Source organism: Bradyrhizobium sp. HKCCYLRH2015, assembly GCF_051168215.1.
In the GTDB taxonomy this organism is placed as follows: Bacteria; Pseudomonadota; Alphaproteobacteria; order Rhizobiales; family Xanthobacteraceae; genus Bradyrhizobium.
Window position 1 is genome coordinate 53,445 of sequence record NZ_JBNPUO010000017.1, and the last position, 13,560, is coordinate 67,004.

Here is a 13,560-nt window from a genome sequence, read left to right on the forward strand (position 1 = left end):
AGGTCTGGCGTCCCCGCCGTTCCTGGAGCACAATACCGGGAAACCAACGAGGACGTCGGAGAGGAATGCTCGGCCCGTCAGCACTGACGTTCATGTGTGGGCTGCTCGCGGGCGCCGTCCTCGGCGTCGCCGGCCGCGCCGGCCGCTTCTGTACGCTCGCGATGCTGGAGGACGCGTTCTTCGGCGCCGATACCCGCCGGCTCAAATCGTTCGCGCTCGCGGCCGCGGTGGCGCTGGTCGCAACCCAGTTGCTCGCCAGCTTCGGCCTGATCGACCTGTCGCGCTCGATCTATTTGACATCCTCGATTCCGCTCGGCGGCGCCATCATCGGCGGCTTGTTGTTCGGAATCGGGATGGCCCTCGTCGGCACCTGCGGCTTCGGCACGCTGGTCCGGATCGGCGGCGGCGACCTGCGCGCCATCGTCGTGTTCCTGGTGCTGGGCGTGTCGGCCCTAGCCGCGATGCGCGGGCTCACGGGATTCCTGCGCATCTCGCTGATCGAGCCGCTCTCCATCCGCCTGCCCGAGACCATGACCCAGGGCATGGATGCGCTGCTGTCGTCCGCACTCGGCTCATATGCGCGGCCGCTGACCGTATCCGTCGCAGCAGTTGCGCTCGCGGCCTGGGCACTGGCCGACGGGCGCCTCGTGAGATCGCCGCGCCTGCTGCTATCCGGCCTCGCCGTGGGCTTCGCGGTGGCGTTCGGCTGGTTCGCCACCAGCTGGCTCGGCAATGACGATTTCGATCCGGCGCGCGTGGCATCCCTCACCTTCGTTGCCCCGCTCGGCAACACCGTGCTCTACATCGCCACGCTTTCGGGCACGCACGCCGACTTCGCGATCGGCTCGGTCGCCGGCGTGATCCTGGGCTCGTTCGTCGCGGCGATGTTTTCGCGCGTTTTCCGCTGGGAAGCCTGCGACGACGCGCGCGAGCTGAAGCGTCACATGACCGGCGCACTGCTGATGGGCACCGGCGGCATCATGTCGATGGGCTGCACGATCGGACAGGGCCTCTCGGCCTTCTCGACGCTGGCGGTCTCGGCACCGCTGACGATGCTGGCGATCACCTGCGGCGCACGTCTCGGCCTCGAATACACCATGACCGGCGAATGGCGCCCTGCCGTGCGCAACCTGCTGCGTCTGACGTCGTGACGGGCGGCTACGCTCGCGCAATGTGCGAACTTGCTCCCACGCCTGGCCAATGACGCTGTGCCGCAGGCAAGCGGACCGTGGATTTCGTCCGTTCCCTCGACATTTTCAGTTCAACGCAAGCTTCGCAAATTGACTGCCCACTCCCAGTGGCCGTCTGGAGCGCAGTCCCCCTGATAATCCTCGGATCGTCCGACGCCACGCTTCACGAGGCGGCACCGTCCTCCTCAGCTGCACAGCAGCTTACGGGGATGAAACAGGGATGCAGAGGCACAAACCAAAACTCCCGCAGCCTCATCGGCTACGGGAGTGTCGGTCTCAATGGTTGCGGGGATAGGATTTGAACCTATGACCTTCAGGTTATGAGCCTGACGAGCTACCGGGCTGCTCCACCCCGCGTTAACTTGTGCGTCACCTTCAGGGAAGTGCCGGGCGGTCCTGGCAGACACCTGAGGCGCTGCCGATCCATCCCAAAGGCTTCCTGAGAAGGCTTGAGCCCGTTGGCCTAGCCGGCCGTCGGGTGCGGGCGGTATGTACCAATGCGAGGCCGGTTTGGAAAGGGCTTTCGGGAAGTTTTTTTGCCGGATTGTGACACCGCTTGTCGCGGGACTCATTTCAGAAATTACATCGATATGACAGACGCTTATGTGGCGGCCTGTTTGCCGGCCGGGACCAGGGGCACGGCGCGGGCTGGGGACAAGGAAAAAGTTCCTCGAAGGGCGGCGGCAGGGACCGACGACACTCGCCCGCGAAATGGATCGGCTCCACGCGCGCGCCAGGCGGCGCGAAACCGACGCCGCGCTTGCCAAGGGTTCCGCAACGCGGCAGCTTTAAGCCAACCAGAATGACGGCCCTGCACGCGGCCGCGCTACACGCGAGGAGACGTCCATGGACCAGTCCCTGAAGAGCCCCGCCCTCTCGGCGCTCGACAACGCGTTCCACACGCAGGTCGAAGCCTCACGCAATGCGCCTCCGCCCGCCCTCGCAGCACGGCTGGACGACCTGAAGCGGCTGCGGGCCATGCTGTCGGAGAATGAGACCCGCCTGGAGCAGGCGATCTCAGCCGATTTCGGCCACCGCTGCGCGGTCGAGACGACGATTGCCGAGACGCTGTTCCTGCAGGCTGAGATCAGGCACACGCTCAAGGCGCTGCCGCGCTGGATGGCGCCGCGACGCATCGCCACCGCGCTGCAGTTCTGGCCGGCGCGCAACCGCCTGATGCCGCAGCCGCTCGGCGTGGTCGGCATCATCGCGCCCTGGAACTACCCGCTGCAACTGACTCTGGCCCCGGCAATCGGCGCGCTCGCCGCCGGCAACCGGGTCATGATCAAGCCGAGCGAGCTGACGCCGCAGTTCTCGGCGCTGCTGAAGGAGCTCATCGCGGCGAATTTCGACCCGACCCAGTTCATCGTCACCGGCATCGAGGACGGCGTCGCGGAGGCCTTCGCCGCGCTGCCTTTCGATCATCTGGTCTTCACCGGCTCGACCCGCGTCGGTCGCATCGTCGCCGAGGCCGCCGGACGCAACCTGACCCCGGTGACGCTCGAGCTCGGCGGCAAGTCGCCGACCATCGTCGACGTCTCCGCCGACATCGACGAAGCCGCCGAGCGCATCGCCTATGCCAAGCTGCTCAACGCCGGCCAGACCTGCATCGCGCCGGACTACGTGTTCGTGCCCGAGCAGCACGCGGACGCATTCGCGAGCAAGCTGCACCGGCACATGCTGCGGATGTTCGGCACCAACTCGGCCAATGCCGACTACACGTCGATCATCTCCGAGCGGCACTATGCCCGGCTGGAAGGATTGCTGCGCGACGCGATCGCGCGCGGCGCCAGGACGCTGAGCACAACCAGCCCGGAGGATCCGGCCTGGAAGAAACTGCGGAAGTTTCCGCCGACGATCGTGACGGGTGCGAGCGCGGACATGGCGATCATGCAGGAGGAGATCTTCGGCCCGCTGCTGCCGATCATGCCCTATCGGCAATCCGACGACGTCATCCGCCACATCAATGCCCACGACCGGCCGCTTGCGCTGTACTGGTTTGGCAGCGACGCGGCGGCGCGCGACGCGGTGCTGGCGCGCACCGTCTCCGGCGGGGTCACCATCAACGACTGCCTTCTGCATTTTGCGCAGATGAATCAGCCGATGGGCGGCGTCGGCGCCTCCGGCATCGGCCACTATCACGGCGAATGGGGCTTCAACAGCTTCAGCAAGCTGAAGCCGGTGTTCTACCGCTCGCCCTTCAACCGCATGAAGGATCTCTATCCGCCCTATGGGGCCAGCATCGCCCGCATCGAGAAGCTGCTGCGGTTTCTGAGCTGACCCGTTCGGTCATTCCGGGGCGCGCGCAGCGCGAACCCGGAATCCGGAGATGATGAGACGTCAACTTCGAGATTCCGGGTTCGCCGCTGCGCGGCGTCCCGGAATGACGACCAAATAAAAAAGCAAATCAGGGAGACGAAGCACGTGACGGACGAGGTCGATTTCATCGTCGTAGGCGGCGGCAGCGGCGGCGCAACGGTTGCCGGCCGCCTGTCGGAAGATCCGGCGACATCCGTCGCGCTGCTCGACGCCGGGGGGCGCAACGACAACTGGATCGTGACAACGCCCTACATGCTATTCCTGATGGTCGCGGGGCCCGTCAACAACTGGTCCTTCACCACCGTGCCGCAGAGGGGCCTGGACGGGCGCAGCGGCTATCAGCCGCGCGGCCGCGGGCTCGGCGGCTCCTCCGCGATCAACGCCATGGTCTACATCCGCGGCCACCGCGCCGACTACGATCATTGGGCTTCCCTCGGCAATACCGGCTGGTCGTATGACGACGTGCTGCCCTACTTCAAGCGCGCCGAGAACAATGCCGAGTTCAACGGCGCGTATCACGGCCAATCGGGACCGCTGCCGGTCAACCGGCTGCGCACCGACAATCCCGTACACGACATCTTTCTCCAGGCGGCGCGCGAAGCGCAGTTTCCGGTCCGCGACGATTTCAATGCCGAGACGCAGGAAGGGCTCGGCCTCTATCAAGTCACGCAAGCCAATGGCGAGCGCTGGAGCGCGGCACGGGCCTACATCCAGCCGCACATCGGCAGCCGCAGCAACCTGCGCGTCGAGACATCGGCGCATGCGTCGATGATCCTGTTCGAGGGCAAGCGCGCCGTCGGCGTCAAGTACCGCCAGGGCAAGGAGGTCAAGCAGATCCGTTGCCGCCGCGAAGTGATCCTCGCCTCCGGCGCGTTCCAGACCCCGCAATTGCTGATGCTCTCCGGCGTCGGAGATGCAAGCGCGCTGGCGCGGCTCGGCATCGCCAGCATCCATCATCTGCCCGGCGTCGGACAGAACCTGCAGGACCATCCGGATTTCATCTTCGCCTACACCTCCGACAACCCCAACTTCTCCTCGCTATCGCCGAAAGGCCTGCGCCGGCTGCTGGCGGGCATCGGCCAATATCGCCGCGAGCGCCGTGGCGTCCTGACCTCGAATTTCGCCGAATGCGGCGGCTTCCTGAAGACGCGGCCTGATCTCGACGTGCCCGACATCCAGCTGCATTTCGGCATGGCCGTCACCGACGATCACGGCCGCAAGCGCCACGGCAACGGCTTTTCCTGCCACTTCTGTCTGCTCCGGCCGAAGAGCCGCGGCACGGTGGGACTGAAGAGTGCCGATCCGCTGGCGCCGCCGTTGATCGATCCGAACTTCCTCGGCGAGGCCGACGATGTCGAGACCATGGTCGCCGGCTACAAGACGACGCTGCGGCTGATGGAGACGCCGGCCATGCGCAGCCTCGCCACGCGTGACCTGTTCACCTCGGATGTCAGGACCGACGACGACATCCGCGCCATCCTGCGAGCCCGCGTCGATACGGTCTATCATCCCGTCGGCACCTGCAAGATGGGCGTCGACGATCCGCTCGCCGTGGTCGATCCCGAATTGAAGGTGCACGGAACGTCCGGCCTGCGCGTGGTCGACGCCTCGATCATGCCGACCCTGATCGGCGGCAACACCAATGCGCCGACGATCATGATCGGCGAGAAGGCCGCCGACATGATCAAGGACGAGCTGAAGGGCTGAGACCGCTCGCCATCGTGGGAAATCAACCTGCGGATCAGCCGGGCCTCACGTCAGCAGGAAGCCGCCGTCCACCGTCACCACGCTGCCGGTCATGTAGCGCGAAGCGTTGGACGCCAGCAGCAGGATCGCGCCGTCGAGGTCGCTCTCATGGCCGACGCGCCGCTGCGGGATGCGCTTGATCAGCTTCTCGCCCGCCGGCGTCTCCCAGACCTCGTGATTGATGTCGGTGTCGATGTAGCCCGGCGCCAGTGCGTTGACGCGGATGCCGCTCGCCGCGAGCTCCAGCGCGAGCGCCTTGGTCGCCTGTACCACGCCGGCCTTGGAGATCGCATAGGGCGAGATGAACTTCACGACGCTGAAGCCGAGCACCGAGGCGATGTTGATGATGTTGCCGCCGGCCTTGCGCGCGGCCATGCGCCGCGCCGCTTCGGTTGCGGCGAAATAGGCGCCCTTGAGATTGGCGCCGATCACGGCGTCCCAATCCGCCTCGCTCTGCTCGACCGCGAGCTTCTCCACGGCGATGCCGGCATTGTTGATCAGCACCGTGACGGGCCCGAGCGCGGCCTCGGCGGCGTCCATGCCCCTGGCGATCGACGCCATGCTCGTCACGTCCATCTCCACGGCGGCAGCGCGACCGCCCCTCGCCCTGATCTCCGCCTCCAGCGCCTTGAGCTTGCCGGTCTGGCGTGCCGCGAGCGCGACGGCGGCGCCATGCGCCGATAGAACCCGGGCGAACTGCCGCCCGAGACCCTGGCTCGCGCCGGTGATCAGGATCACCTCGCGGCTGACGTCGAACAGCTCGGACATGGTTCCTCCCACGATTTGCTCATTTGTTGCGGCGCATTGATACAGACGATTTGAAGCAGCGCAAACCGGAATCGTTTACCGGGCGCGGCCTACAACCGCGGCGGAGCAACCATGAACGCTTTCGACCTCGCCGCTTGTGCCGCACTGATGGTTGCCGTCTACAGCGGCTTCTCGACCGGGCTGTTGCGCAGCGCCATCACGATTCTGGCCTATCTGCTCGCGATGCCGCTGGCGATGGGGGCGGTCGCAGCGATGAGCCCGCAGCTGCAGGACGCGCACGGCACCCCGCTGGCCCAGAACTGGCTGCAGTTCTTCGCCGTCTTCGTCGTGATCGGCATGGCGCTGGGCAAGATCGGCCGCATCCTGCTCGACGAGGCGATCGGTTCCGAGGCCGGCTTCGGCGACCGGCTCGGCGGCGCGCTGCTGGGCGCGGTCCGCACCGGCATGGTCGCGACCACGCTGGTGCTGGTGTTCGACAGGATCGTTCCTCCCGAGCGCCAGCCGCGCTTCCTCGACGGATCACGCCTGCGTCCGATGCTCTCGCTCGCAGGCGCAAAGGGCTTCCGCTCGCTGCCTCCGGAGGTCGCAAGCCTGATCGACCGGCTGAAGCAGGAACGGCGCATCTGACCGACCCGGCGGCGCCTCTCCCGTCATAGCGAGCCATGCAATTCGGCACAGGCCGGCTGCTCTTATCAGCGGCAATGCCGTTGGCTAGAATGCGCCCATCTTCCTTTCAGCCTCACTGACATATCGGAGTGATCAATCGTGGATCTCGGGATCAAGGGCCGCCGCGCCATCGTCTGCGCCTCCAGCAAGGGTTTGGGCCGCGCCTGCGCCATCGCGCTCGCCAATGAGGGCGTGCATGTCACGATCACGGCGCGCGGCGCCGAGACGCTGGCCAAGACCGCGGCCGAGATCCGCGCGGCCAATCCCGGCATCACCGTGACGGAAGTGGCGGGCGACATCACCACGCCGGAGGGCCGCGCCGCGGTGCTGAAGGCCTGCCCGGCCCCGGACATCCTGATCAACAACGCCGGCGGCCCGCCGCCCGGCGATTTCCGCAACTGGACCCGCGACGACTGGATCAAGGCGCTCGATGCCAACATGCTGACGCCGATCGAGCTGATCAAGGCGACCGTCGACGGCATGATGGCGCGCAAGTTCGGCCGCATCGTCAACATCACCTCGGCCGCGGTGAAGGCGCCGATCGACATTCTCGGCCTCTCCAATGGCGCCCGCGCCGGCCTCACCGGCTTCGTCGCCGGCCTGTCGCGCAAGACCGTGATCAACAACGTCACCATCAATGCGCTGCTGCCGGGGCCGTTCGAGACCGACCGCCTTCTCTCCACGGCAAAGGGCGAAGCCGAAAAGCGCGGCGTCACGCCGGAGCAGATCCTGGCCGACCGCGCCAAGACAAACCCTGCGGGTCGCTTCGGCGATCCCGAAGAGTTCGGCCTCGCCTGCGCCTTCCTGTGCGCCGCCAAGGCCGGCTACATCACCGGCCAGAACATCCTGCTTGACGGCGGCGCGTTCCCGGGCACGCTTTAAGCGGCGTATTGCGGGAAACGTTGGAGTGCAGAGGTCTCTCGCGACTTGCTCGCTCTGCGCCTCTCCCCGCGTGCGGGGAGATGTCGGATCGCATCGCCAGATGCGATCCGGGTGAGGGGGTACAGGCCTCACCACGAACACTCCCCGAGCGTTTGCCCTCTGACACCTCCCGTGCGGCTGCCCCTCACCCCACCCCTCTCCCCGTGAAGAACGGGGAGAGGGAGCGCACCGGCGTCGCGGAGAGCGCTCGACTCTTAGCTGGAAAGCCTGCGGTCACTATTGCGTAGTAGTTGCCTGCCCTGATCTGCAAAGACCTACCGCTTCGTGATCTCGTCCTCGTCGCGCTGGCTCGGGCTCGACGAATCCGCCGTGGTGCGGCCTTCGGTCCAGTCGATGCCGAACGCATCGAGGCCCTCGGCCAGCAGGTCGCCGAGCATCGGCTCGCCCAGCAGATAGCGCGCGGTGTGGCGGTCGCGCTGGCCGGCGGCCTCGCGGCGCAGCTCGTCCCACTCGTCGATATCGCCGTCGCCGCGACCGAGCCGCATCAAGGCGACGAGATCGGTCTGCTCGTCCTCGGTCATCGCGTTGATGAAGCCGGTGATCTCGCGCACCACGGGATCATCGCCGCTGTCCTGGAGCACGTCGACCATGTCGTCATCGGCGGCATTCGAGCCGGAATCCTCATCGGTCGCCTGCTCCTTGACGTCGAACTCGCGCGCCTTTTCGATCAGGAAGGCAACCTTCTCGGGCGATATCGTCAGCTCTGGCATGGCGTTCTCCTCATGGACGGACTGCAGCAACGCCTGTTCCGGGCAGTTGATCCATTGCGCCGGAACAAGCCGCGCGGCATCGTTACCGGCATCAAGAATAAGACGAGGAAGCGCGCATGTCTTGGACGATCGGCCGGGTCAGGATCACCAAATTCGTCGAGCTGGAGACCGTCGGCGGCACCCGCTTCATCCTGCCGCAGGCAACACCCGAGACGATCCGCGAGCTGTCCTGGCTCACGCCCGATTTTGCGACCGATGAAGGTCGGCTGAAGATGTCGATCCACACCGTGGTGCTGGAAACACCGACGATGCGGATCGTGGTCGACACCGGGCTCGGCAACGACAAGCAGGGCCGCAGCGTGCCAATCTGGAACAACCGGACCATGCCCTTCCTCGAGACGATAAGCGCGGCCGGCTTTCCGCCTGAGAGCATCGACATGGTGATCTGCACGCATCTCCACGTCGACCACGTCGGCTGGAATACGAAGCTGGTCGACGGCCGCTGGGGGCCCACCTTTCCCAATGCGCGCTATGTCTTCGGCCGCGCGGAATATGAGCATTGGCGCGATCACAGCGAGGCCGCCGACGAGACCGCGACCTTCGCCGATTCCGTCCAGCCGATCGTCGCGGCCGGACGCGCGGAGCTCGTCGGAAGCGAGGATGTGATCACCGACGAAATCACGCTGATCCCGACGCCGGGGCACAGCCCGGGTCATGTCAGCCTGCACATCCGCTCGGAGGGAGCGGAGGCCGTGCTGACCGGGGACGTCGCCCACCATCCCTGCCAGATGGCGCATCTCGATTGGAGTTCGACGGTCGATTCCGATCCGGCGCAGGCGGCCGCCACGCGCCGGGCGCTGTTCTCGCGCTTCGCCGACACTGAGGCGCTGGTGATCGGCGGCCATTTCGATGCCGGCCATATCCGGCGCAACGGCGCCACCTTCCGCTTCCAGGCAGTGCCGGGCCGCGGCAGCGCATAGCCCGCGAGGTTGAATTTCGCCCCGCCATGCTCCATGACAGGGCTCTGGAATACCAAGGAATTGAGGGAGAGAAACCAATGAAGCTTGTTCGCTACGGCGAGAAGGGCGCGGAAAAGCCGGGCCTGATCGATGCATCCGGCCAGCTGCGCGACCTGTCCGCGCATGTGAAGGACCTCGACGGTGCGGCCTATGCGCCGGAGTCCCTGAAGAAGCTCGCCGCGCTCGATCCGGCCTCCCTGCCCGCCGTCGCCGGCAAGCCGCGGCTCGGCGCCCCCGTGACCGGCATCTCGAAATTCGTCGCGATCGGCCTCAACTACTCCGACCACGCCAAGGAGACCGGCAACCCGATCCCGGCCGAGCCGATCTTCTTCCTGAAGGCCAACACCGCGCTGTGCGGTCCCTATGACCAGGTCGAGAAGCCGCGCGGCTCCACCAAGCTCGACTGGGAGGTCGAGATCGCCGCGATCATCGGCACCCGCGCCAAATACGTCTCGGAGGCCGAGGCGCTCAACCACGTCGCCGGCTACACCGTCTGCAACGACGTCTCCGAGCGCAACTTCCAGATCGAGCGCCTGGGCCAGTGGACCAAGGGCAAGTCGCACGACACGTTCGGTCCGGTCGGCCCGTGGCTCGTCACCAAGGACGAGATTCCGGACGTGCAGAACCTGTCGATGTGGCTCGACGTCAACGGCCAGCGCCGCCAGACCGGCACCACCGCGACGATGATCTTCTCGATGGCCAAGTGCATCTCCTACGTCTCGCAGTTCATGACGCTGCTGCCCGGCGACATCGTCACCACCGGCACGCCTCCCGGCGTCGGCATGGGAATGAAGCCGCCGACCTTCCTCAACGTCGGCGACGTCGTCACGCTCGGCATCGAGCGCCTCGGCGAGCAGCGCCAGGAGATCATCGAGGCGTAACGTCACCTCACCGTCATTGCGAGCGAAGCGAAGCAATCCAGGGCGTCACGCGCGGCTCTGGATTGCTTCGTCGCTTCGCTCCTCGCAATGACGGATAACAATCCGCATCGAGCCAACAGGAAGACGCCGATGAAACTCACCTTTTCGCCCGCCTCGCCGTTCGCCCGCAAGGTACGCATCGCCGCCATCGAGCTCGGACTGATCGATCAAATCGAGTTCGTGCCTGCGGCCGTGGTGCCGGGTCAGGCCAATGAGGAATATTCGAAGATCACGCCGCTCAAGAAGCTGCCGGTGCTGATCCTCGACAATGGCGACGTCATCCTGGATTCCTACGTGATCGTCGAATATCTCGACGAGCTCGCCGGCGGCAACAAGCTGATCCCCGCCTCCGGCCCGTCGCGCTGGAAGGTCAAGAGCGAGCATTCGATGCTGCAGGGTATGCTCGATTCCATGCTGCTGTGCCGCTACGAGGCGTTGGTGCGCCCGGAGGGTCTGCGCTGGCGGGCCTGGTCCGACGACCACTGGAACAGAGCCTGGATGGGCATGGCGCGCTTCAATGCGCAGAGCGACCTGATGACGCGCCCGTTCGACGTCGCCGCGATCGGCCTCGTCTGCGTGCTCGGCTATGCCGATTTCCGCTTCGCCGATTGCGGCTGGCGCAAGGCGTTTCCGGCGCTCGACGCGTTCCATAACAAGATGCTCGAACGCGAATCGGTGAAGATCTCGGTGCCGCCGGCGGCTTGATCCCCGAACAGGAGCTGCCGTGACGCTGACATTCTCGGTTGCAGACACGACCATTCATCGCATCATCGAGCAGGAAACCACGTTCCTGCCGGCGCGCGAGATGTTTCCGGAGCTGACGCCGGAGATGCTGGCGGCAGAGCGCAGCGCGCTGCAGGCGGCCGGCGCGCTCGATGCGCAGGACACGCTGATCCTGTGCTTTCAGTCCTACGTGGTGAGGACGCCTCATCACACCATCCTGATCGACAGCTGCATCGGCAACGACAAGCCGCGCGCGCGGCCGGTCTGGAACATGAAGAGCGACGACAGCTATATGCGGGCGCTCGCAGCCGCCGGCGTCTCGGTCGACGACATCGACGTCGTGATGTGCACCCATCTGCACACCGATCATGTCGGCTGGAACACGCGGCTCGACAATGGCCGCTGGGTGCCGACCTTTCCGAATGCGCGCTACGTCTTCGCGCAGCGCGAATATGACTACTGGGTGGCGCAGAACGCCAAGGCCGAGGTGCCTCCATTCGCCGACAGCGTGCTGCCGGTGGTCGAGGCCAAGCGCGCCGACATCGTCGGCGACGAATTCTCGATCGGCGATCATATCCGCCTGCTGCCGACGCCGGGGCACACGCCCGGCCACGTCGCAATCGCCGTGGGCAAAGGTCGGGACGAGGCGGTGTTTTCAGGCGACCTCATCCACTCGCCGTTGCAGCTCTGCTATCCGGAGCTGTCACCCAGGTTCGACGTCGACCCGAAGCAGGCGGCGGTGACGCGGCGCTCGTTCCTGGAGCGCTATTGCGACACGCCGACCTTGTGCTGCACCGCGCATTTCCCGTCGCCCTCGGTCGGCCGCATGACCCGCAAGGGCAACGGCTTCGCCTGCGAGGCGGTCTGAGACACGGGCGCGGCGCCGGTCACCGCGCCCGTCAATCGAACAGGCTCGGCGTATGGTTCACGGCGGCGCCCTCGATCGCCAGCATCTTCAGCTTGGTCTCGACACCGCCATTGGCGGAGAAGCCGCCCGGCTTGTTGCCCGCCGCCAGCACGCGATGGCAGGGCACCACGATCGGGCACGGGTTGCGCCCGAGCGCCTGGCCGACCTCGCGTGACAGCTCGACTCCGCCGAGCTGCTTGGCGATATCGCCATAGGTCAGGGTCCGGCCCGGCGGGATCCGGCGCGCGATCTCGTAGACGCCGCGCTGGAACGCGCTGACGCCGTCGAGATCGAGGTCGACATCGCTGAGATCATCCGGCTCTCCGGCAAGCAGCGCCGTGATCCGCGTGATGGTGCGCCGCACATGCGGCGGCGGCTCGGCCTCGCCGATGCCGTCGTAACGCTGCTGCATCCGGATGCGGATCTGCGCGACGCCGCCCATCGGCAGTTGCACCGCATTGATGCCGCGCGCTCCCCATGCGATCGCGCAAGGGCCGATCGCGGTTTCGAAAATCGCAAAGCTGTGCTCTGACATGACGGACTCCATTGCCGCTCTGCCCCGTATCATCTGCCACTCAAACTAGGCTTGGAGAATGTTGCGATCCACCCGGATTCTGCCAATGTCGACAGCGGAAGCGCCGTGATGCCCATCGACAGGCCGAAAGCATGGGAGCACGGCGCAGGGGCAGCCCGGCGCAAGGAGCGGGCGCCTCATCCGAGGAAACCAAGGCGAGGGAGAAGAAGGCCATGAAGCTGACGCCGGAGCAGATTGCATTCTTCAATCGCGAGGGCTGGCTGTTCCTGCCCGAGCTGTTCAGCCCGGAGGAGACCGCGTTCCTCGCCCGCGAGGCGGAGGCGATCTATGCCGCCGACAGGCCCGAGGTCTGGCGCGAGAAGAGCGGCGCGCCGCGCACGGCGTTTGCCGCCCACCTCTACAACGACGCCTTCCGCGTGCTGGCCGCGCATCCGCGCATGATCGAGCCGATCGAGCAGATCTTCGGCGAGAAACTCTACATGCATCAGTTCAAGATCAACGCCAAATCGGCCTTCACCGGCGATGTCTGGCAATGGCACCAGGACTACGGCACCTGGAAGCGCGACGACGGCATGCCGGAGCCGCGCGCGATGAACATCGCGATCTTCCTCGACGAGGTGATGCCGATCAACGGCCCCTTGATGCTGGTGCCGCGCAGCCAGCATGCCGGCGATCTCGAGGCCTCGCATGATCTCGCGACCACGTCCTATCCGTTGTGGACCTTGGACGAGGCCACGGTGACGCGGCTGGTCGCGGAAGGCGGCATCGTCGCGCCAACCGGAAAGCCCGGCGGCATGCTGATGTTCCACGGCAATCTTGTGCACGGCTCCGCCGGCAACATCACGCCCTACCCGCGCAAGATCGTGTATCTCACGCTGAACGCCGTCTCGAACCACATCCGCACCCCGACGCGGCCGGAGTACATCGCGCATCGCGACTTCACGCCGATCGAAACCCTGCCGGATGATGTGTTGCTGCGACTCGCGCGAGCGCATCGCGAGGCGGCGGAGTAAGCCATATCGCCATCACGAAAGCAGGTCGTCATGCCCGGGCTTGACCCACGGCTGTCCGGTTCAGACAGACTGGACATGGTGCATGGCGTGGATTCTTCTGCG

The 13,560-nt window shown here is 66.0% G+C and carries 13 protein-coding genes and 1 tRNA gene; 10 read left to right on the forward strand and 4 right to left on the reverse strand.

What is annotated here, in order from left to right; all coding sequences use genetic code 11:
* The first annotated feature begins 65 nt into the window (after nucleotides 1–65).
* Complete coding sequence (locus tag ACQR1H_RS32535; protein WP_315805489.1) at nucleotides 66–1,151, forward strand: YeeE/YedE family protein; 1,086 nt, start codon at nucleotides 66–68, stop codon at nucleotides 1,149–1,151.
* A gap of 319 nt (nucleotides 1,152–1,470) precedes the next feature.
* Here the strand turns inward: ACQR1H_RS32535 and ACQR1H_RS32540 are convergent.
* Nucleotides 1,471–1,547, reverse strand: a tRNA-Met gene (locus ACQR1H_RS32540).
* A gap of 489 nt (nucleotides 1,548–2,036) precedes the next feature.
* Here ACQR1H_RS32540 and ACQR1H_RS32545 point away from each other — a divergent pair.
* Nucleotides 2,037–3,470 (forward strand): coniferyl aldehyde dehydrogenase, encoded by a 1,434-nt coding sequence (locus ACQR1H_RS32545; RefSeq protein ID WP_434908767.1) that lies wholly within the window; start codon nucleotides 2,037–2,039, stop codon nucleotides 3,468–3,470.
* A 144-nt stretch (nucleotides 3,471–3,614) separates the two neighbouring features.
* Complete coding sequence (locus tag ACQR1H_RS32550; protein WP_315805507.1) at nucleotides 3,615–5,216, forward strand: GMC family oxidoreductase; 1,602 nt, start codon at nucleotides 3,615–3,617, stop codon at nucleotides 5,214–5,216.
* Between the two features lie 45 nt (nucleotides 5,217–5,261).
* Here ACQR1H_RS32550 and ACQR1H_RS32555 read toward each other — a convergent pair whose 3' ends face one another.
* Nucleotides 5,262–6,023: an SDR family oxidoreductase gene (locus ACQR1H_RS32555; protein WP_316217973.1), complete on the reverse strand. Its 762-nt coding sequence runs from the start codon at nucleotides 6,021–6,023 to the stop codon at nucleotides 5,262–5,264.
* Nucleotides 6,024–6,134: 111 nt separating this feature from the next.
* On the opposite strand from ACQR1H_RS32555, the gene ACQR1H_RS32560 reads away from it, so the two are divergent.
* Nucleotides 6,135–6,650 (forward strand): CvpA family protein, encoded by a 516-nt coding sequence (locus tag ACQR1H_RS32560; protein WP_434908768.1) that lies wholly within the window; start codon nucleotides 6,135–6,137, stop codon nucleotides 6,648–6,650.
* Nucleotides 6,651–6,788: 138 nt separating this feature from the next.
* The gene (locus tag ACQR1H_RS32565) at nucleotides 6,789–7,571 is read left to right on the forward strand and encodes an SDR family oxidoreductase (protein WP_434908769.1); all 783 of its coding nucleotides are present in this window, start codon (nucleotides 6,789–6,791) and stop codon (nucleotides 7,569–7,571) included.
* A gap of 314 nt (nucleotides 7,572–7,885) precedes the next feature.
* Here the strand turns inward: ACQR1H_RS32565 and ACQR1H_RS32570 are convergent, their stop codons facing one another.
* Nucleotides 7,886–8,341 carry a DUF3775 domain-containing protein gene (locus ACQR1H_RS32570; protein ID WP_315805511.1) on the reverse strand — a complete coding sequence of 152 codons (456 nt, stop codon included), beginning with the start codon at nucleotides 8,339–8,341 and terminating at the stop codon, nucleotides 7,886–7,888.
* Between the two features lie 116 nt (nucleotides 8,342–8,457).
* On the opposite strand from ACQR1H_RS32570, the gene ACQR1H_RS32575 reads away from it, so the two are divergent.
* The 4 genes from ACQR1H_RS32575 (at nucleotide 8,458) to ACQR1H_RS32590 (ending at nucleotide 11,871) form a co-directional block, all read left to right on the forward strand.
* The gene (locus tag ACQR1H_RS32575) at nucleotides 8,458–9,321 is read left to right on the forward strand and encodes an MBL fold metallo-hydrolase (RefSeq protein WP_434908770.1); all 864 of its coding nucleotides are present in this window, start codon (nucleotides 8,458–8,460) and stop codon (nucleotides 9,319–9,321) included.
* Between the two features lie 77 nt (nucleotides 9,322–9,398).
* Nucleotides 9,399–10,241 carry a fumarylacetoacetate hydrolase family protein gene (locus ACQR1H_RS32580; protein ID WP_315805513.1) on the forward strand — a complete coding sequence of 281 codons (843 nt, stop codon included), beginning with the start codon at nucleotides 9,399–9,401 and terminating at the stop codon, nucleotides 10,239–10,241.
* Between the two features lie 129 nt (nucleotides 10,242–10,370).
* Nucleotides 10,371–10,985, forward strand: a complete 615-nt coding sequence (locus ACQR1H_RS32585; protein WP_316183596.1) for a glutathione S-transferase family protein — start codon at nucleotides 10,371–10,373, stop codon at nucleotides 10,983–10,985.
* A 19-nt stretch (nucleotides 10,986–11,004) separates the two neighbouring features.
* On the forward strand, nucleotides 11,005–11,871 hold the full coding sequence (locus ACQR1H_RS32590; protein ID WP_434908771.1) for an MBL fold metallo-hydrolase: 867 nt from the start codon (nucleotides 11,005–11,007) through the stop codon (nucleotides 11,869–11,871).
* Between the two features lie 31 nt (nucleotides 11,872–11,902).
* Here ACQR1H_RS32590 and ACQR1H_RS32595 read toward each other — a convergent pair whose 3' ends face one another.
* Entirely contained in the window at nucleotides 11,903–12,445 is a 543-nt protein-coding gene (locus ACQR1H_RS32595) for a methylated-DNA--[protein]-cysteine S-methyltransferase (RefSeq protein ID WP_434908772.1), read from the reverse strand.
* 212 nt (nucleotides 12,446–12,657) lie between these two features.
* On the opposite strand from ACQR1H_RS32595, the gene ACQR1H_RS32600 reads away from it, so the two are divergent.
* A complete protein-coding gene (locus ACQR1H_RS32600; RefSeq protein WP_434848087.1) occupies nucleotides 12,658–13,458 on the forward strand; it encodes a phytanoyl-CoA dioxygenase family protein in 801 nt (266 codons plus the stop codon).
* Nucleotides 13,459–13,560: the final 102 nt, after the last annotated feature.

Bases quoted from the DNA above. Each gene is read 5' to 3' on its own strand.
- ACQR1H_RS32545 (WP_434908767.1), top strand. From the start codon at position 2,037: ATGGACCAGTCCCTGAAGAGCCCCGCCCTCTCGGCGCTCGACAACGCG.
- ACQR1H_RS32575 (WP_434908770.1), top strand. From the start codon at position 8,458: ATGTCTTGGACGATCGGCCGGGTCAGGATCACCAAATTCGTCGAGCTG.
- ACQR1H_RS32535 (WP_315805489.1), top strand. From the start codon at position 66: ATGCTCGGCCCGTCAGCACTGACGTTCATGTGTGGGCTGCTCGCGGGC.
- ACQR1H_RS32580 (WP_315805513.1), top strand. From the start codon at position 9,399: ATGAAGCTTGTTCGCTACGGCGAGAAGGGCGCGGAAAAGCCGGGCCTG.
- ACQR1H_RS32595 (WP_434908772.1), bottom strand. From the start codon at position 12,445: ATGTCAGAGCACAGCTTTGCGATTTTCGAAACCGCGATCGGCCCTTGC.
- ACQR1H_RS32600 (WP_434848087.1), top strand. From the start codon at position 12,658: ATGAAGCTGACGCCGGAGCAGATTGCATTCTTCAATCGCGAGGGCTGG.
- ACQR1H_RS32570 (WP_315805511.1), bottom strand. From the start codon at position 8,341: ATGCCAGAGCTGACGATATCGCCCGAGAAGGTTGCCTTCCTGATCGAA.
- ACQR1H_RS32585 (WP_316183596.1), top strand. From the start codon at position 10,371: ATGAAACTCACCTTTTCGCCCGCCTCGCCGTTCGCCCGCAAGGTACGC.
- ACQR1H_RS32560 (WP_434908768.1), top strand. From the start codon at position 6,135: ATGAACGCTTTCGACCTCGCCGCTTGTGCCGCACTGATGGTTGCCGTC.
- ACQR1H_RS32555 (WP_316217973.1), bottom strand. From the start codon at position 6,023: ATGTCCGAGCTGTTCGACGTCAGCCGCGAGGTGATCCTGATCACCGGC.